The sequence below is a fragment of the Bradyrhizobium sp. CCGB12 genome, from assembly GCF_024199845.1.
Taxonomy (GTDB): Bacteria; Pseudomonadota; Alphaproteobacteria; order Rhizobiales; family Xanthobacteraceae; genus Bradyrhizobium.
The window spans coordinates 530,015-546,478 of record NZ_JANADO010000001.1 but is presented as its reverse complement, the minus strand read 5'-3'; the positions used below and the strand labels follow the sequence as shown (position 1 = coordinate 546,478).

Below are 16,464 nucleotides of genomic sequence, written 5' to 3'. Positions count from 1 at the left end.
ACCGTCTCCCTGTTTGTATCTGCTAGAGTCCGAGCGCGGCGCGGCCGAGGCCGATGCGCGTGGAATCATCCTGTGGCGTGTGCACACGGCCGCACAGCACGTCGCGATAGTGCCGCTCCAATGGATTGATGCGGGACAAGCCGTGATTACCCGTCAGCGACAAGGCATCCTCGACCACGGCCACCGCGTTGTTGGTCACCGTCAGTTTGATGACGTTGGATTCGCCGCTGGAGAGATCGACACCATCGTCAAAGTCGCGGGCGAACGTGTCGATCAGCCGCGCATTGACTGCGAGCCGCGCCTCGATGGCGCCGAGGATCTCCTGTGCGCGCGGCAAGGTCGCGAGCGGCGCGCCGAGGCCGGCGGGAACGCGCTGCCTCAGGAACGAGATCAGCCAGTCCCGCGCAGCACGGGCGACGCCGTCATAGATCGCAGCGACGAAGACGGTGTGGACGGTCGCCTGTGTGAGATCGGGGTTGCGCCAGTCCGGGGGCTTGCGCACGTCGACCTCCGCATCGAGCGGAATCACGACATCGTCGAAGATCACGTCGTGGCTGCCGCTGGCGCGCAGGCCGTGATGGTTCCAGGTCTCGACGATGCTTGTGCCCGGCAGGCCCGCCGGCACCAGGAAACTCCCGACACGCGGCTCGGCTTCATCCGTACGTGCCCAGACCAGATACCATTTCAGGATCGGCGAACCCGTCGAATAGATCTTGTGGCCGGTGAGGCGCCAGCCGGTCTCGGTACGCCGCGCGATCGTCGCCGGCAGGCCGCCGCGCGCGGGTGAGCCGAGCTCGGGCTCGACCCGCAGCGCATTGATGAGCGCAAGGCCTTCGACGCTCTCGCGCGCAAGCTTGCGCGATAGCCAAGCCGGCCAGGCCGGGCTGCGCGCCATCACCAGATGATTGATGGTGTGCATCGACAGCACCAGCGCCGTCGACGGATCGGCCTTGCCGATGATGCCGATTACGCGCGCGGCATATCGTGCGCCGGCACCGGCACCGCCATGAACAGCGGGCACCGTCAGCGACAACAGGTCTGCCTCGGAGAGCTCGCGAAAGTTCTCGAAGGGGAAGCTTCCAGTGCGGTCATGCTCGGCTGCGCGCGCGGCAAAGTTCGTCGCCAGCGCCTCGGCGCGCGCGACATAGTCGGGCTCGCTGTGATCGGTCCGGCCTTTCGCTATGGACGTCACCATGTGGCATCCAGCCCCAGCAGGCCCAAGATCTGACGGCGCAGATCGGCGAGATAAGGATCGCCGCGATGCCGCGGATAGGGCCGATCGACGCGGATGTCGGCCTTCACGCGGGCCGGACGGTCGCTGAACACGATGACGCGATTGGCGAGCACCAGGGCCTCCTCGGCATCATGCGTCACCAGCAGCGTGGTAAAGCCCTTGCGTTGCCAGAGCGCGGCCAGCTCGGCCTGCATGGTGATGCGGGTCAGCGAGTCCAGTTTTCCCAATGGCTCGTCGAGGATGAGGATCTTGGGATCGTTGACCAGCGCCCGCGCCAGCGCGACGCGCTGCGCCATGCCGCCGGAAAGCTGGTGCGGATAGGCGTTGCGGAAGGACGACAGCCCCACGAGATCGAGCGCGGCGTCGACGCGGTGACGCTGGCTTTTCAAAATGCCCTGGGCCTCGAGGCCCAGGGCCACGTTGTCCCAGACCGACCGCCAGGGAAACAGGGTCGGATCCTGGAACACGACGACGCGCGAGGGATGCGGACTCCTGATGCGATCCTCGTCCTCGCGCAGCCTCCCCGCCCTTGGCTTATCGAGGCCGGCGACCAGTCGCAGCAAGGTCGACTTGCCGCAGCCGGAGGGGCCGAGCAGCGCGACGAACTCGCCGGGCTCGACCGAGATGCTGACGTCGCTGAGCACCGGCAATTCAGTGCCATCGATGTCGAAGGCGTGGCTGACCTGCTCGATGTCGAGCGCGGCGCCGGCGGCAGGATGAGAGGCGACTTCGGCGAATGCAGCTACCATTTCACGGTCCCCTTCTGCCACACCAGGAGACGATCGCGGATCGAAAGCAGCAGCGTGATCGCGCCGGAGCAAAGCAGCGACATCACGATCAGCGCCGCATACATGTTGGCGTAGGCGGCCCAGCCCTGCGCCCATTGCAAGTACCAGCCGAGGCCGGCCTTGACGCCGATCATCTCGGCGACGACCAGCACCGCAAAGGACGAGCCGAGCCCCATGAACAGCCCGACGAAGACGTGCGGCAGCGCGGCGGGGATCGCGACCTTCAGCACCAGGAAGGACGGCTTTGCGCCCAGCGTGCGCGCGACGTCGTAATAGGCGTTGCTGACGCTCGCGACGCCCGACCAGGTCAGCACCGTGACGGGAAAGCCCGTTGCCAGCGCGATCAGGAAGGTCGAGGCGCTCCAGCTCGATGGGAACGTGAAGAAGGCGATCGGCAGCCATGCGGTCGCCGGCAGCGGGCCGATGAAGCGCAGCACCGGATGCACCCAATAGCCGACTGCGCGCGACCAGCCGATCGAGACACCGGTCAGGAAGCCGACCGTCGCGCCGATGAGATAACCGCCGAGCTGAAGCTTCACGGATGCAAAAACGCTGTCGAGCAGTTTTGGCAGATCGTCGGTATAGACCTCGACGATCGATTGCGGCGGCGGAAAGAACGGCAGCGGCAGCCAAGCGAATTTTGCGGTCGCGACTTCCCACAGTGTCAGAAACGCACCGAGCGCAACGAGCCAGGGCGCGCGCTGGCGCAAGCCGCGGCCGGCCGAGCCGAGATAATCGGCACCGACCGTTCCGAACAAGGCGACCGCGGCGACGATGAAGGCGGCGATGCCGACCGAATGCGTGCGCGACCAGTCGCCGACGTCCTCCCACCACAGGCAGGACAGGCCGAAGGCGATCCAGGCGACGCTGGCGAGAATGCCGACGCCGGACTCCCGGAGCCAGGCCGCAAGCAGCGGCGCGCGCGAGAGGCGCGGCGCGCCGGAGGCGAGGCCGTCAGACAGCGAATACGTCGACATAGATGCGCTCCGCGAATTTGGCCGTGTCGGTGCTCGGCTTGAAGACCTGCACGCTCTTGAGATCGTCGGCATAGGCCTTGAGCTCGCGCTTGAGCACGTCGCCGACGGGATGATGATGATGGGTGTGGTAGCGCACCATGCCCTCGATATCGGCGAGCGTGGCCGCCTTCGGCGCGTAAGGCTGGAACGATTTGGCCGCGACCGTCGCATTCTGCGCGGTGAACATCGCGGCATCGAGCAGCGCCTGCGTGATGGCGCGCGCGACCTGCGGCTCCTCGCGCACCAGGCTGCCGCGCAGGCCGAGGATGCAGCAGCTCTTCTCGCGGTATTCCCCGTCGAGATTGGAGGCGACCTCCTTGTACTGGCTGTCCTTGAGCCAGAGATAGGCGAGCGGATCGGACGACAGGAACGCCTGCACCTCGCCCTTCTCCACGGCGACGTTGAGCAAATTGCCGGGATAGGCGCGCCAGTCGACGTCCTTGACCGGATCGATGCCGAGCTTCGCCAGCTGGATCGAGAAGAAATTCTTGTCGGGGCCGGCGAGATCGCCGACCGCGACGACCTTGCCCTTGAGATCTGCGAGCTTCGCGACGCCGGAATCGGTGCGCGACAGCACGCGCATGCAGCCGCCATGGGTGCCGGCGGCGATCTTGACGTCAAACCCCTGCTCCAGCGGCTTCAGCCAGCGCAGCGCCATGCCGAGGCCGGCGTCGCTCTTCCCCGTCGCGATGGCTTCGAGCAATTGGTCGGTCGAGCCGGAATAATTGACGAGCTCGACGTCGAGATTGTGCTTCTGGAAGAAGCCGTGCTCGATGGCGACCGGCACGGGCGCGAGGCAGACGGCGCCGGCATTCCACGACAGTTTCAGCTTGCGCGGCGCGCCGCCGAGCGCAGGTGCATCCGATGCCGTCCGGCACAGCGGAAACTCGGAGAAGTCGACACCGGTCGCAATCCCGCCCGGCACGAAGGCCTGCGCTGCACCAAGGGCGCCGAGCGGCGCGGCGAAGGCCGCGGCCAGTCCCGCTTGAAGCAGATGACGCCGGTCGAGCCTCGATCCGCCACGCTCATTGTCGTTATTCATCAGTCCCCGCTCCTGCGCTGGCACGGCTCCGCTGTCTGCGCAACGTGTCGCGTTGCGCATGTTCCGTGCGGAGCTGCGTTGAGAGAATGTCGTTCTGCGGCGGTCATTCGCCGCGTTGATGCGATGCGCAAATCATGCGGCGCAGGCACTGCATCGTCAATGAAATGGAATTTCGAATGTAGTGCGACGGAAAGTCATTCTCTCCATCGCCGTGCGCGGCAACGATGAAAGGATTTTCGATGAGGCATCGACCGGCAGATCGCACTGAGACGCCCTCTTCTGCCTCGTTCTTGCGCATCTTCGGCCGCGCACGCCGCACATTCTCGAAAGCAGCGCTTCACTGAAACGTCCTTGCCCGACACACGCGCAATACAAACGGCCATTTCATTGACTGCATGTTGGGTGCTCATAGACTTGATTGTCTCGCTGCATCGTTCGCTCACGCGTTGTGAGCAAAGCAACAAGACAGGCTACATGCGCATCAACTCCCATCGTCATTCCATCACCCGCCGTCTCGCGGCATCGCTGCTTGCCGCCGTCGTTACCTTGTCGACGGCCGCCGCATCGCTTGCGGCCGACACCGTCGTGCTGCGCGTCGGCGACCAGAAAGGCGGCAACCGGTCACTGCTCGAGATATCCGGCTACGCCAAGGATCTGCCCTATAGAATCGAATGGTCGGAGTTTCCCGCGGCCGCGCCGATCCTGGAAGCGCTCAACGCCGGTGCGCTCGACGTCGGCTACACCGGCGATCTCTCCTTCCTGTCGGTCTATGCCGCCGGCGCGCCGATCAAGGCGATCGGCGGCACGAGATCCGACGCGAAGACACAAGCGATCTTGGTGCGCCAGGATTCGCCGATCAAATCGGCGGCCGACCTCAAGGGAAAGCGGCTCGCCGGCACGCGCGGCGGCTGGGGTCAGTTCCTGATCGACGCCACGCTGGAGAAGGCGGAGATCAAGCTGGTGGATGCGACCTTCGCGCCACTCGGACCGGTCGACGCCAAGATCGCGCTGCTTGCCGGCTCGATCGACGCATGGGCGGTGTGGGAGCCCTACGTTTCGTTCGCGACGCTGAAGGACAAGGCCCGCGTGATCGCCAACGGCGAGGGCCTGACGCCGACCATCACCTTCATCGTCGCCTCCGACAACGCCATCGCCACCAAGCGCGCGGCGGTGCAGGACCTCGTGCAGCGGCTGAACAAGGCGCGGCTGTGGTCGCTTGATCACCTTCCGCAATATGCCAAGAGCACGGCCGAGCTGACCAAGCTGCCGGAAGACGTGCTGCTCTCGGCCTACACCGCGCAGCGCACCAGCCCGATCGTGATCGACGAGAGCGTGGTGAAGGAGGTGCAGGCAGCCTCCGACCGCTCGACGCGCTATCGCATCCTGCCGAAAAAGCTCGACGTCGGCAAAGCCGTCGACCGCAGCTTCACGGCCGCGGCCGCAGGCTCGAACTGAGCGGAGGCGGCGAGATGCACAGCCTTCGCCTTAAGGCCGGCCCGCTGCATCTCGCCGCGATCGTGCTCGCGCATCTCGCCTGCATGAGCCTGATCGTGTGGCTCTCGCTTTAGCCGCGCGAGGCGCTCACCAATAGCCGCGATAATAGGGCCGGTAATAGCCGTAGCGCGGACCGTAATATGGACGATAGGCGCGATAGCCGTAGTAGCGCGGACGCGCGTAGTAGCCGCCATACCCGTAGCTCGGCCCGTAGCCATAATACGCCGGCGCGTAACCATAGCCGTAGCCCGGGTATCCATAGCCGCCATAATACGGACGACCGTAATAGCCATAGCCGTAAGGCGCACTACTGGCGATGGCACCGCCGATGATCGCGCCGGCTGCGAGGCCGCCGAGGCCCCAGCCCCAGCCGCCGCCCCAGCCTCGGCCGCGCCAATACACCGGCGTGACATCGTCACCGGCGGCAGCCTTCATGGCCGCGACGTTGGTCGGCATCGGACCCGCCGCGGCCTGCTCGATTTGGCCGGCCATGACCACGCCGGCAAGCGAACAGGCAATTGCCGTTTTCCAGATCCTCATCGTCTTACTCCCTGTCTGACGTTTCGCTTGGAAAAGGATCGCAATGCCATGATCGGACATCCCTGCGCCAAGTCAAAGCCCAGATTTTTGCGTGCGGCGCACAAGCCCGACCACGGCGCGTCGCTGGATGGCGAGGGCAAAGCATTAAGCTTCCCGCGCCCGCAACCAACAACGGACTTCCCGATTTAGCATTCGTACCGTTACTATCGGTTCCAATGGGCGCAGGACCGTGGGGCTTCTCGCGACAAAAGGTCCCGGCATGCGCCAGAGCGTGGGAGGAAGAACATGAGTGCCGTCGGTAGTGAGCCGCTTGCCCGCCAGGCGCTGGCCTTCGTCCTCGCCGGTGGGCGCGGCAGCCGGCTTTTGGAGCTGACCGACCGGCGCGCCAAGCCCGCGGTCTATTTCGGGGGAAAATCCCGCATCATCGATTTCGCGCTGTCGAACGCGGTGAACTCCGGCATCCGCCGGATCGCGGTCGCGACCCAGTACAAGGCGCACAGCCTGATCCGGCACCTTCAAATGGGCTGGAACTTCTTCCGCCCGGAACGAAACGAGAGCTTTGACATCCTTCCCGCCAGCCAGCGCGTGTCCGAGAACATGTGGTATGTCGGCACGGCGGACGCGGTCTACCAGAACATCGACATCATCGAATCCCACGCCTGCCGCTTCATCGTGGTGCTGGCCGGCGACCATATCTACAAGATGGACTACGAGGTGATGCTGCGCGAGCATGTCGAGAGCGGCGCCGACGTCACGGTCGGGTGCCTGGAGATGCCGCGCGCGGAATCCTCCGGCTTCGGCATCATGCATATCGACGAGAAGGGCTGGATCCAGTCGTTCCTGGAGAAGCCGAAAGATCCGCCGCCGATGCCCGGCAAGCCGGACGTCTCGCTCGCCAGCATGGGCATCTACGTATTCAACGCGAAGTTCCTGTTCGACCAGCTCAAGCGCGACGCCGAGGATCCGAACTCGAACCACGATTTCGGCAAGGACATCATTCCCTACCTCGTCCAGAACGGCCGCGCGTTCGCGCACCAGTTCTCGACCTCCTGCGTGCGCTCCAGCGCCCACAACGGCGCCTATTGGCGCGACGTCGGCACCGTCGATGCCTACTGGTCCGCCAATATCGATCTCACCGACGTCGTGCCGGAACTCGACCTGTTCGATCGCGCCTGGCCGATCTGGTCCTATGCGGAGATCACGCCGCCGGCCAAGTTCGTTCACGACGAGGAGAGCCGGCGCGGCCAGGCCGTGAGCTCGCTGGTCTCGGGCGGCTGCATCATCTCCGGCGCTTCGCTGCGCCGTTCGCTGCTGTTCACCGGCGTGCGCATCAATTCCTACGCCAATGTTGAGAATGCCGTGATCATGCCTTACGTCAATGTCGGCCGCGGCGCGCGGCTGAAGAACGTCGTGATCGACCGCGGCGTCGAGATTCCGGAGGGCCTCGTCGTCGGCGAAGACCCCGAGCTCGACGCGAAACGATTCCGCACCACCGAGCAAGGCATCTCGCTGATCACCCAGCCGATGATCGACGGGCTCAATAAATGAGGCCTGTTCGCGTCCTCGCGGTCGCTTCTGAAGTCTACCCCATCGTCAAGACCGGCGGCCTCGCCGACGTCGCCGGCGCGCTGCCGGTGGCGCTGAAGGCGCATGGCGTCGAGATGCGCACGCTGATGCCCGGCTACCCCGACGTGACGCGGATGCTCGCCGGCGCGGAGGAAATCTGGCGTTGGCCAAACTATTTCGGCGGACCGGGCCGGCTGCTCGCAGCCTCGCACGACGGGCTCGATCTGTTCGTGCTCGACGTGCCGCATCTCTACGCACGGCCGGGCAACCCCTATGTCACCAGCGACGGCATGGACTGGCCGGACAACGGCCTGCGCTTTGCCGCGCTGTCACGTGTCGCGGCCGATATCGGGCACGGCCTGGTTCCGGCTTTCGTGCCCGACATTGTGCACGCCCACGACTGGCAGGCGGGGCTCGCACCGGCCTATCTGCACTATGACAACCGTCCGCGGCCCGGCACCGTGATGACGATTCACAACATGGCCTATCAGGGCAAGTTCGCGCCCGAGCTGATCGGTGCGATCGGCCTGCCCTGGCACTCCTTCAACGTCGACGAAATCGAATATTTCGGCGGCATCAGTTTCCTGAAGGCCGGTTTGCAATTTGCCGATCGCGTCACCACGGTGTCGCCGACCTATGCGCGGGAGATCCAGAGCGACGAAGGCGGCATGGGATTCGGCGGCCTCTTGCGCGCACGCGCGAGCGTGCTGAGCGGCATCCTCAACGGCATCGACATATCGGTGTGGAATCCTCAGGAAGACCCGCACATCGCCTACCGCTTCGGCGCGGAAGATCTGACATTCCGGGCCGCGAACAAGGCGGTGCTTCAACAGCAGTTCAATCTCGATTCCTCGGACGAGGCGCCATTGCTGGGCGTCATCAGCCGCCTGTCCTGGCAAAAGGGACTCGATCTCCTGCTCAAGGCCATTCCAACCATCTTGAGCGAAGGCATGCAGCTCGCGCTGCTCGGCAGCGGCGATCGCGATCTCCAGGAGGGCTACCAGGCCGCCGCACGCGCCCATCCCGGCCGGATCGGCGTCGTGATCGGCTACGACGAGATCCTGGCCCATCTGATCCAGGCCGGCTCGGACGCGCTGATCGTGCCTTCGCGCTTCGAGCCGTGCGGCCTGACCCAACTCTGCGCGCTGCGCTATGGCGCCGTCCCGATCGTGTCGCAAGTCGGCGGCCTCGAGGATACCATCGTCGATATCGACGAGGCCGACGCGACCGGCCATGACGCCACCGGCTTCAAGTTCGGCCCCGTGACGGCGGACGCCCTCGCCGGCACGCTACGCAAGGCCAACAGCGCCTTCCATGATAAGCCGACCTGGCGCCGGCTGCAACGAAACGGCCTTGCGACCGACGTCTCCTGGCGCAACCGCGCCGGTGACTATGCTGCGCTCTATCGTGACCTCATGGCATCCCGCCGCCCCTGAGGCATGACCATCGTCGAATCCATGCTATAGAATCGGCATGGACCCTCTCGTGATCAAGCTGATCGGCTTTGCTGCCGCCACCTGCACCACCGTGGCCTACGCGCCGCAAGCCATCAAGGTGTGGAAGACCCGCTCCACCGGAGACATCTCGCTCGGCATGTTCCTGGTCATGGTGCTCGGCCTCGCGCTCTGGCTGATCTACGGCCTGCTCTCGGGCGACGCTCCGCTGATCGCCTCGAACGCGGTCACCATGCTGCTCGCCGGCGGCATTCTGGTGATGAAGCTGAGATACGGGTGAGGCAACGACCCTCCCCTCTTCCTTCTCCCATCGTGGGAGAAGGGGATCGAGTGCTCGGCTCGATATGTGTCATGCTCTCGCACCGAGATGCACGTTGATACGCCCTCTCCCCTTGTGGGAGAGGGCAGCGACGCCGGTAGATGCAAACTCGCTTGGGTGAGGGGTCGGTCTCGGCAAGTCCAACTCGCGATTTGAATTCGCGGAGAAATACCCCTCATCCGGCGCTTCGCGCCACCTTCTCCCACAAGGGGAGAAGGAAGAGTTAGCCACCAAACACATACGATGCCATCGCAACGCCCGCGACCTCGTCGACGAAGACGCGTTTGCCGACGTCGCTGCCGGCGGCGCCGGCCGCGACCATCAGCGGCAGCAGATGGTCCTCGCGCGGATGCGCAAGGCGCGCGCTGGGGGCGTTCTCCCAGTCGACCAGCATCGCATTGCGGCGCGCCGCATCCGGATTGCTGATGGCCTCGTTCAGATAGGCCTCGAAATCATATGAGACCGGCTTGGACTCCGGCCGGTTGAAGCCACGCATGTTGTGGTAGGTCAGCCCGCTGCCGACGATCAGGACGCCTTCGTCGCGCAACGATGCGATCGCCCGCCCGACCCTGATATGCTCGGCCGCATCATAGCTCGACTTCATCGACAGCAGCACGATCGGCATGTCGGCGGCCGGATACATCAGGCCGAGCGGCACGAAGGTGCCGTGATCAAAGCCCTGATCGGGATCCTCCCGGCAATCGAGGCCGGCCTGCGTGAGCAGCGCCTTCACTTGCGCGGCGAGCTCGGGCTGGCCCGGCGCCGGATATTTGAGGTGATAGGTGTGCTCGGGGAAGCCGTAATAGTCGTACACCATCGGCGGCTGCGGCGAGGTCGACACGGTGAAGGCATCGGCCTCCCAATGGCCGGTGATGACGAGCACGGCTTTCGGTCTCTCGGGAAGCAGCTGCGGCAGCCGGCCGAACTCGGCGGCGGTCTTCGCATATTGCACCCGCCTGTCCTCCATGAACGGCCAGGGGCCGCCACCATGCGACAGGAACAAGGTTGGAAATCGCGTCATGGGCTCGTGTCTCGTTGGCAACAGGCGCGTGCGAGCTGCCCGCGCGATCGGCGACGAGCATAGGCAAAGCCGTATGGTTAGCAAGCCGTTAACGATTTGCCTTCCAAAATCCCTGACGTGGCCGAAGCCGTCGGCCAGAAGACGAGGACGGAAGATGAGGAAGTTTGCGCTGGGGGACGTCGTCAACAGTGACAAGGGCCGCCGCGGCGTCGTGCGCGCCGCCTTCAAGTCGCGGGAAGGCCAGCAGTTCTATGCCGTCGAGAAGGACGGCGCGATGGACTATCTGGAAGAAGACCGGCTGAGCCCGGCGCCGCGCGTCGAGCTCGCGGCTTAACTCCAACTCATTTCCTGCTCTCACCTGCGATCCGATCGAGACGCTCCGCGAGGGGGTCGTCTCCGCTCGCGATGCGATCGTTGGTGATCAGCAGCAGACGATCACGGTCTGCGGCCGCGTCCCAGCGGGGCAGACCGGGACCATTGGGATCGCCGCTCCTTGCAAAATTGATCCAGTAACCGCGAATGCGGCTCGCAACCTCGCGATCTCGTCGCGAAAAAATTCCTGCACCGGGCACGCCTTCCACACCGAAGATGAACTGCAATTCGCGTCCGTGCCCACGATCGGGACTTGCGCGCCGCGCTTCGGGCACATAGCCAAAGCGATAGCGAAAGCTCGGCGCGCCCGTGGCCGCGTGAAGACGAGCCAGTTGTCTTGCCGGCTCGGAAAAGACCTTGTCCGTATAGAACCGAGCCTTCAGCTCCGAAGGTTTCGCGAGGCTGGGATAGAGCTCGCGCAGCCCATCGATCATGCGGCCTGATGCTGCGAGCTCGTCTTGGACGTCGAGTTCGTCGCCGAAACGCGTCTCGTCATCATTCGAGCCGATGATGAGGGGAACGCGGCTCTCGTGCCCCGCGGTAAATCCCGCAGCTATGTCCTCCGTCACCAGGCTCCCATCGATTGCCGGCACAAAGGCGTGCGCGAATTTCTCCAGCAGGCGATCTTCGTCAGCCAGCAATCGCGCCGGCGGGACTGCCCGCAGATCCGGCTCGGAAGCGAGTCCCTCGACGAAATGCGCGCTCACAAGCTCGGCTTCCTGCGGCGAGTGCAGAGCTGCACGGCCGGGCAGCGATTGCAGAATGGCTTTATGGAATAAGCCGCGCGCCTGCCGGCACAGCATCAGCAATGCGATCGATGTCGCGCCTGCGCCGTTGCCGAACAGGGTGACGTTGTTCGGATCGCCGCCGAACGCCGCGATGTTGTCGTGGACCCAATGCAGCGCCGCGATCTGGTCCATCAGGCCGTAATTGCCGGAGCCGCCCTCCGACAGCGAGGAATGCGTGAGCCAGCCGAGCACGCCGAGGCGATAATTCACGGTGACCACGATGAGGCCGGCTTGCGCCAGCCTGGCGCCGTCGAACACCGGATCGCTCGCGGTGCCCATGACGAAGGCGCCGCCATGGATGAACATCATCACCGGCAGCGGACCGTCGACCCCGAAGGGACGAAACACGTTCAGCGTGAGGCAATCCTCGCGCGCGGCAGGCAACGACGGCTGAAGGCATGGCGCGCCGTACTCGTAGGCGGTGTGCATCTCCGAACTCTCGGCCGTCGGCTGCGGCGGGCGCCAGCGCAGCGCGCCGAGCGGTGGCGCCGCGTAAGCCAGTCCCTTGAAGGAGGCCACCTCGCCCTCGACGGCACCAAGCATCTGTCCTTCACGCGTCAGCGCGAATGGAAATTGTCCGACCGGCTGGGCCGCAGCCAAGCCGGCGCAGCACAGACCAATGGAGGCAGCAAGAAGCGCGAGCACGGATCGCATCTTCGGAGTATCTCGATGCGCGGAACGGTTATGGCAGGTTACGTCCGCGGCCGTCAGCGAGGCAAGCCTCCCTCACCTCTCCCCCAAGGAGCTCTCAAGGAGCGGGGCGGGGAAGCGCACCTTCGCACCCGCGGCCTAACCGCCCTTGGCAAGCAGTTCCGCCAGCGCGCGTCGCGCGATGATGCCGAGCTCTCCAAGCGTGGAGTGGCCTGACCGGGCCGCCTCGATCAGGCGCTCGGCGATGAACCTGCGGCTGTCGTGATCGCCGCCATGCGGCAATTGCCGGCAGGTCTCCTCCAGGACGACGTCCATGTTCGCTTTGGTTCGCTCACTCAACTCTGTCATGACGCTCTGGTACGCGTGGCTTGTAAGCGCAAGCATACACAGAAGGATGTGGTCTGATTAGCCCGGACAATCCCGGCGATGGTGCATCGCGGTGCGTGTATCGCCACAAGCTTCGCGCGGCCACGATGACGCCGCAAACGACTACCGAAGATTGCACTTGTCCTGATGACAAGCCGAACCTGCAGCGATAGCCTGCGGGCAAAACACAATACACGGGAGGAATGCCATGCCTGACGCAATGGTCGCCGCGCGTGAATCCAAGGCGACGAGTGGAGCAGCCCAACAGGTCGATGTCGCCGTGGTCGGCGCCGGGTTTGCCGGCCTCTATCTCCTCCATCGCCTGCGCAAGGCCGGCTTCAAGGCGGTCGCCCTCGACGAGGCCGGCGATGTCGGAGGTACCTGGTACTGGAACCGCTATCCGGGCGCCCGCTGCGACATCCAGACCATCGATTACAGCTACACCTTCGATCCGGAGCTCGAGACCGCCTGGACCTGGTCGGAGAAATACGCGACCCAGCCCGAGATCCTGCGCTATCTCGGCTTTGTCGCCGACCGCTATGACCTCAGGCACGACATCCGCTTCAAGACCAAGGTCGTGGAAGCCAAATGGGACGAGGCCGCCGAGCGCTGGCTGATCACCACCGACAACGGGCCGCCGGTCTCCTGCCGTCACTACATCATGGCCACCGGCTGCCTTTCGGCGCCAAAGCCGCCGGAGATCGACGGCGTCAGGGATTTCGAGGGCAAGGTCTATTTCACCGGACGTTGGCCGCATGACGGCGTCGACCTCGCCGGCAAGCGCGTCGCCGTGATCGGCACGGGCTCGTCGGCCATCCAGTCGATCCCGCTGATCGCCGAGCAGGCCGCGCACCTCACCGTGTTCCAGCGCACGCCGAATTTCGCGCTGCCCGCGCATAACGGCCCTTCGCCGTCCGACCGCATGGACCTGTTCCAGAGCGACCGCGCGGTCTATCGCGAGCAGGCGCGCCAGTCGATGACCGGCGTGCCCTATCCTCAGCAGACCGTCGTGAGCTGGCAGCTCAGCGATGCCGAGCGTCGTGAGCGGTTCGAACGCGCCTGGGCAGCCGGCGACCTCGTCCACATCCTGACGCAGCTTTGGGCCGACCAGGCGGTCGATGTCGACGGCAACAAGATCGTCCAGGATCTGATCCGCGAAAAGATCCGCGCCGCGGTCAAGGATCCCGAGACCGCGGCGGCGCTGATGCCGCACGACCATCCCTTCGGGGCAAAACGTCCCTGCCTCGATACCAACTACTACGCGACCTACAACCGGCCGAACGTCACGCTGGTCAACCTGCGCCAGGAGCCGATCAAGGCGATCACCGCGAGCGGCATCACGACGGCCAAGCGCAGCGTCGACGTGGACGTCATCGTGTTCGCGACCGGCTTTGATGCCATGACCGGCGCGATCCGCGCCGTGCATCCCATCACCGGGCGCGGCGGCAAGTCGCTCTCCGACGTCTGGGCGCAGGGACCGCAGAGCTATCTCGGCCTCACGGTCGAGGGCTTCCCGAACTTCTTCATGATCACGGGCCCCGGCAGCCCGTCGGTGCTGTCGAACATGGCGGTGTCGATCGAGCAGCATGTCGACTGGGTCGTCGACCGCCTTGCAGCGCTGCGCGACGCCGGGTTCACCACGATCGAGCCAACCGAGACGGCACAGACCGGCTGGGGCCGGCACATGGCCGACTGCTCCATGGTGACGCTGCATCGGCTCGCCAACACCTGGTACACGGGCGCCAACGTGCCCGGCAAGGTGCAGGGCCTGATGCCCTATACCGGCGGTGTCGGCCCCTATCGCAGCATCTGCGACGAGGTGGTCAGCCGCGGTATGCTCGGCTTCAAGCTCACCGGCCCCAATGGCGCCGCGCAATGCAATGACGGCGAGGCGGTGCGCCTCCAGCCGGACGTGCGGCTGGTGCTGAACCTGCTCGCGTCGCTGAACCTGCCGCCGATCGAGTCGATGGGCGCACTCGGCGCCCGCGCCTTCGTCGACGAGTTCAACAAGGGCCGCCCCGCGGGGCGGCTGATCGGCGACATCGTCGACGGCACCCTGCCCGTCGCCGACGGTGCGCTGCCCTACCGTGTCTACAAGCCGGCAACGCCGGGACCGCATCCGGTCGTGGTCTATTTCCACGGCGGCGGCTGGGTGCTCGGCGACGAGCAGTCGGACGAGCCGTTCTGCCGCGACATGGTGCGGCGGACCGGCATGATCTTCGTCAGCGTCGGCTACCGCCACGCGCCGGAGCATCGCTTCCCGACCGCGGCCGAGGACGGCTATGCGGCGACGCGCTGGATCGCCGAGCACGCCGCCGAGCTCGGCGGCAAGCCGGGCCCGGTGCTGGTTGCCGGCTGGAGCGCCGGCGGCAACATCGCCGCCGTCACCTGCCAGCTCGCGCGCGACCGCGGCGGGCCTGAGATCGCCGGCCAGCTGCTGGTCTGCCCGGTCACCGACTGCAGCTTCGATCGTCCCTCCTACAACGACAATGCGACCGCGTATTTCCTGACGCGCTCGTTGATGTACTGGTTCTGGGACCTCTATTGCTCGCCGGCCGACCGCACCGACCCGCGCGTCTCGCCGCTGCGCGGCAAGGTCGAAGGGCTGCCGCCGGCCCTCGTCGTCACCTGCGAGTTCGATCCGTTGCGTGACGAGGGCATCGCCTATGCCGAGGCGATGGAAGCTGCCGGCGTCCAAGTCGAGCAGCTCAAGGCGCGCGGGCATTTCCACTCCTCCTTTGCGATGGTGGACGTGGTGATCACGGGCGTGCCGGGCCGGGTGCAGATGGCCGGGGCCTTGCGGCGCTTCGCCGGACTGCCGCCGGAAATCAGCCGCGGCGACGAGAACAGTCACGCCAGCCCGGGGCAAAGGATCGCGGCGGCCGCGAGCTGACAGGAATAGGGCGGCCAGGGAACCTTTCCCCGGCCGCCGCGTTGAGTGTTCGTGGCATTGAGATGCAGCGACAGGTGTGAGCCCCGGTGCGCAAGTCGGCGTACTGGGGCTTTTTTGCGTGAGGCGGGGCAATGGCGGACGCGGCCGGGGATTCAAAGGTCGATTTCAGCGCGCTGGCTGTGCTGTACAAATGGCCGTCGCTGGCAAATCAGCGTAGGCCGGACCGAGACTCCTATCAGGTGAGCGAAGGCACGCTCGACGATTGCATCTCGGTGTTCATGGGGAAGCCGGCGGCAACCCGGCACCTCTATGAGATTCGCACCGTGGCGCAGCCACCGCTGGTCACAGACATCCTCTCACCCGAGCACGTCATCGAGCTCTCGCGCTTACGGGAATTTCTCTGACGGCGCTTCACAATCTCGCGCGCAGGAACCTTCTTCCGGTTTTTCCCGTTAACAGGCATCGGGGCCAAGTCGCGAGTGCCTGAGATGCTTGAAGCTGGCGTACCATCTTTCGTCGTGCCCTACGGCGCAGACCAGACCCTGTTCGTGGTGATCGATCGCCTCGACCGGGCGACCGAAATCCGGATCGAGCGAAGCGATCTCGAAGCCACGATCGGCGAACTCGTCGCCGGCTGCTTCAACGATCCAATCAAGGTGATTTCGTTCAACACGCTCGAGCATTGGATGAAGGACATCTCGACCGATGTCGCCGGCGAGATAAAGGCGCGATGCGACATCGATGGCGTGAGGCTGCCCGATTATCTCAGCGACTTCGTCGAGAGTCATTCCTGAGCGCTTGCGTCAATTGCGCGGGCAACAAAAAAGCGCCGCTTCCGCGGCGCTTTCGTGTGATAGCATTATTGTTCGAGCATGATCTTGTCGGAAAACCGCTCCATACTTTTCCGGATCATGCTCTAG

At 65.1% G+C, this 16,464-nt stretch carries 17 protein-coding genes; 8 read left to right on the top strand and 9 right to left on the bottom strand.

The window, feature by feature from the left end:
* Positions 1 to 22 precede the first annotated feature (22 nt).
* The 5 genes from NLM27_RS02545 to NLM27_RS02525 all read right to left on the bottom strand — a co-directional run bounded on the left by NLM27_RS02545 (position 23) and on the right by NLM27_RS02525 (position 4,378).
* Positions 23 to 1,195 (bottom strand): acyl-CoA dehydrogenase family protein, encoded by a 1,173-nt coding sequence (locus tag NLM27_RS02545; protein ID WP_254141838.1) that lies wholly within the window; start codon positions 1,193 to 1,195, stop codon positions 23 to 25.
* The gene (locus NLM27_RS02540; protein ID WP_254141837.1) at positions 1,189 to 1,983 is read right to left on the bottom strand and encodes an ABC transporter ATP-binding protein; all 795 of its coding nucleotides are present in this window, start codon (positions 1,981 to 1,983) and stop codon (positions 1,189 to 1,191) included. The genes NLM27_RS02545 and NLM27_RS02540 overlap by 7 nt, the downstream gene beginning before the upstream one ends.
* Positions 1,977 to 2,999, bottom strand: a complete 1,023-nt coding sequence (locus NLM27_RS02535) for an ABC transporter permease (protein WP_254141836.1) — start codon at positions 2,997 to 2,999, stop codon at positions 1,977 to 1,979. Before NLM27_RS02535 ends, NLM27_RS02540 begins: the two co-directional genes overlap by 7 nt.
* Positions 2,977 to 4,080 (bottom strand): ABC transporter substrate-binding protein, encoded by a 1,104-nt coding sequence (locus tag NLM27_RS02530; protein ID WP_254141835.1) that lies wholly within the window; start codon positions 4,078 to 4,080, stop codon positions 2,977 to 2,979. The genes NLM27_RS02535 and NLM27_RS02530 overlap by 23 nt, the downstream gene beginning before the upstream one ends.
* A gap of 103 nt (positions 4,081 to 4,183) precedes the next feature.
* Positions 4,184 to 4,378 carry a hypothetical protein gene (locus NLM27_RS02525; RefSeq protein WP_254141834.1) on the bottom strand — a complete coding sequence of 65 codons (195 nt, stop codon included), beginning with the start codon at positions 4,376 to 4,378 and terminating at the stop codon, positions 4,184 to 4,186.
* 176 nt (positions 4,379 to 4,554) lie between these two features.
* Here NLM27_RS02525 and NLM27_RS02520 point away from each other — a divergent pair, with 176 nt between their 5' ends.
* Positions 4,555 to 5,535, top strand: coding sequence for an ABC transporter substrate-binding protein (locus tag NLM27_RS02520; RefSeq protein ID WP_254141833.1), 981 nt, complete (start codon positions 4,555 to 4,557; stop codon positions 5,533 to 5,535).
* Positions 5,536 to 5,661: 126 nt separating this feature from the next.
* Here NLM27_RS02520 and NLM27_RS02515 read toward each other — a convergent pair whose 3' ends face one another.
* Positions 5,662 to 6,114, bottom strand: coding sequence for a hypothetical protein (locus tag NLM27_RS02515; protein ID WP_254141832.1), 453 nt, complete (start codon positions 6,112 to 6,114; stop codon positions 5,662 to 5,664).
* Between the two features lie 285 nt (positions 6,115 to 6,399).
* Between NLM27_RS02515 and glgC the strand changes: the two genes are divergently transcribed.
* Genes glgC through NLM27_RS02500 form a run of 3 tightly spaced genes read left to right on the top strand, consistent with a single transcriptional unit; the run spans position 6,400 to position 9,414 of the window.
* Positions 6,400 to 7,662: a glucose-1-phosphate adenylyltransferase gene (gene glgC, locus NLM27_RS02510; protein WP_254141831.1), complete on the top strand. Its 1,263-nt coding sequence runs from the start codon at positions 6,400 to 6,402 to the stop codon at positions 7,660 to 7,662.
* Complete coding sequence (gene glgA / locus NLM27_RS02505) at positions 7,659 to 9,116, top strand: glycogen synthase GlgA (RefSeq protein ID WP_254141830.1); 1,458 nt, start codon at positions 7,659 to 7,661, stop codon at positions 9,114 to 9,116. The genes glgC and glgA overlap by 4 nt, the downstream gene beginning before the upstream one ends.
* Positions 9,117 to 9,153: 37 nt before the next feature.
* Positions 9,154 to 9,414, top strand: a complete 261-nt coding sequence (locus NLM27_RS02500) for a SemiSWEET transporter (protein ID WP_212026421.1) — start codon at positions 9,154 to 9,156, stop codon at positions 9,412 to 9,414.
* A 262-nt stretch (positions 9,415 to 9,676) separates the two neighbouring features.
* Here the strand turns inward: NLM27_RS02500 and NLM27_RS02495 are convergent, their stop codons facing one another.
* The gene (locus tag NLM27_RS02495) at positions 9,677 to 10,474 is read right to left on the bottom strand and encodes a class III extradiol ring-cleavage dioxygenase (protein ID WP_254141829.1); all 798 of its coding nucleotides are present in this window, start codon (positions 10,472 to 10,474) and stop codon (positions 9,677 to 9,679) included.
* 154 nt (positions 10,475 to 10,628) lie between these two features.
* On the opposite strand from NLM27_RS02495, the gene NLM27_RS02490 reads away from it, so the two are divergent.
* Positions 10,629 to 10,808 (top strand): hypothetical protein, encoded by a 180-nt coding sequence (locus NLM27_RS02490; RefSeq protein ID WP_027547875.1) that lies wholly within the window; start codon positions 10,629 to 10,631, stop codon positions 10,806 to 10,808.
* A gap of 7 nt (positions 10,809 to 10,815) precedes the next feature.
* Here NLM27_RS02490 and NLM27_RS02485 read toward each other — a convergent pair whose 3' ends face one another.
* Both NLM27_RS02485 and NLM27_RS02480 read right to left on the bottom strand, forming a co-directional pair.
* Positions 10,816 to 12,288: a carboxylesterase/lipase family protein gene (locus NLM27_RS02485; protein WP_254141828.1), complete on the bottom strand. Its 1,473-nt coding sequence runs from the start codon at positions 12,286 to 12,288 to the stop codon at positions 10,816 to 10,818.
* 135 nt (positions 12,289 to 12,423) lie between these two features.
* Positions 12,424 to 12,669: a hypothetical protein gene (locus NLM27_RS02480; RefSeq protein ID WP_254141827.1), complete on the bottom strand. Its 246-nt coding sequence runs from the start codon at positions 12,667 to 12,669 to the stop codon at positions 12,424 to 12,426.
* A 190-nt stretch (positions 12,670 to 12,859) separates the two neighbouring features.
* Here NLM27_RS02480 and NLM27_RS02475 point away from each other — a divergent pair, with 190 nt between their 5' ends.
* From NLM27_RS02475 to NLM27_RS02465, 3 genes are all read left to right on the top strand, one after another.
* The gene (locus NLM27_RS02475; protein ID WP_254141826.1) at positions 12,860 to 15,544 is read left to right on the top strand and encodes an alpha/beta hydrolase fold domain-containing protein; all 2,685 of its coding nucleotides are present in this window, start codon (positions 12,860 to 12,862) and stop codon (positions 15,542 to 15,544) included.
* A 131-nt stretch (positions 15,545 to 15,675) separates the two neighbouring features.
* The gene (locus NLM27_RS02470; RefSeq protein ID WP_254141825.1) at positions 15,676 to 15,948 is read left to right on the top strand and encodes a hypothetical protein; all 273 of its coding nucleotides are present in this window, start codon (positions 15,676 to 15,678) and stop codon (positions 15,946 to 15,948) included.
* Positions 15,949 to 16,032: 84 nt separating this feature from the next.
* Positions 16,033 to 16,338 carry a hypothetical protein gene (locus NLM27_RS02465; protein ID WP_254141824.1) on the top strand — a complete coding sequence of 102 codons (306 nt, stop codon included), beginning with the start codon at positions 16,033 to 16,035 and terminating at the stop codon, positions 16,336 to 16,338.
* The last annotated feature ends 126 nt before the right edge of the window (positions 16,339 to 16,464 follow it).

Excerpts from the sequence above, each read along its gene's own strand:
- NLM27_RS02480 (WP_254141827.1), bottom strand. The coding sequence starts at position 12,669 with ATGCTTGCGCTTACAAGCCACGCGTACCAGAGCGTCATGACAGAGTTG.
- NLM27_RS02465 (WP_254141824.1), top strand. The coding sequence starts at position 16,033 with ATGCTTGAAGCTGGCGTACCATCTTTCGTCGTGCCCTACGGCGCAGAC.
- NLM27_RS02525 (WP_254141834.1), bottom strand. The coding sequence starts at position 4,378 with ATGCGCAAGAACGAGGCAGAAGAGGGCGTCTCAGTGCGATCTGCCGGT.
- NLM27_RS02535 (WP_254141836.1), bottom strand. The coding sequence starts at position 2,999 with ATGTCGACGTATTCGCTGTCTGACGGCCTCGCCTCCGGCGCGCCGCGC.
- NLM27_RS02485 (WP_254141828.1), bottom strand. The coding sequence starts at position 12,288 with ATGCGATCCGTGCTCGCGCTTCTTGCTGCCTCCATTGGTCTGTGCTGC.
- glgC (WP_254141831.1), top strand. The coding sequence starts at position 6,400 with ATGAGTGCCGTCGGTAGTGAGCCGCTTGCCCGCCAGGCGCTGGCCTTC.
- NLM27_RS02470 (WP_254141825.1), top strand. The coding sequence starts at position 15,676 with ATGGCGGACGCGGCCGGGGATTCAAAGGTCGATTTCAGCGCGCTGGCT.
- NLM27_RS02520 (WP_254141833.1), top strand. The coding sequence starts at position 4,555 with ATGCGCATCAACTCCCATCGTCATTCCATCACCCGCCGTCTCGCGGCA.
- NLM27_RS02475 (WP_254141826.1), top strand. The coding sequence starts at position 12,860 with ATGCCTGACGCAATGGTCGCCGCGCGTGAATCCAAGGCGACGAGTGGA.
- NLM27_RS02490 (WP_027547875.1), top strand. The coding sequence starts at position 10,629 with ATGAGGAAGTTTGCGCTGGGGGACGTCGTCAACAGTGACAAGGGCCGC.
- NLM27_RS02495 (WP_254141829.1), bottom strand. The coding sequence starts at position 10,474 with ATGACGCGATTTCCAACCTTGTTCCTGTCGCATGGTGGCGGCCCCTGG.
- NLM27_RS02545 (WP_254141838.1), bottom strand. The coding sequence starts at position 1,195 with ATGGTGACGTCCATAGCGAAAGGCCGGACCGATCACAGCGAGCCCGAC.
- NLM27_RS02540 (WP_254141837.1), bottom strand. The coding sequence starts at position 1,983 with ATGGTAGCTGCATTCGCCGAAGTCGCCTCTCATCCTGCCGCCGGCGCC.
- NLM27_RS02530 (WP_254141835.1), bottom strand. The coding sequence starts at position 4,080 with ATGAATAACGACAATGAGCGTGGCGGATCGAGGCTCGACCGGCGTCAT.
- NLM27_RS02500 (WP_212026421.1), top strand. The coding sequence starts at position 9,154 with ATGGACCCTCTCGTGATCAAGCTGATCGGCTTTGCTGCCGCCACCTGC.
- glgA (WP_254141830.1), top strand. The coding sequence starts at position 7,659 with ATGAGGCCTGTTCGCGTCCTCGCGGTCGCTTCTGAAGTCTACCCCATC.
- NLM27_RS02515 (WP_254141832.1), bottom strand. The coding sequence starts at position 6,114 with ATGAGGATCTGGAAAACGGCAATTGCCTGTTCGCTTGCCGGCGTGGTC.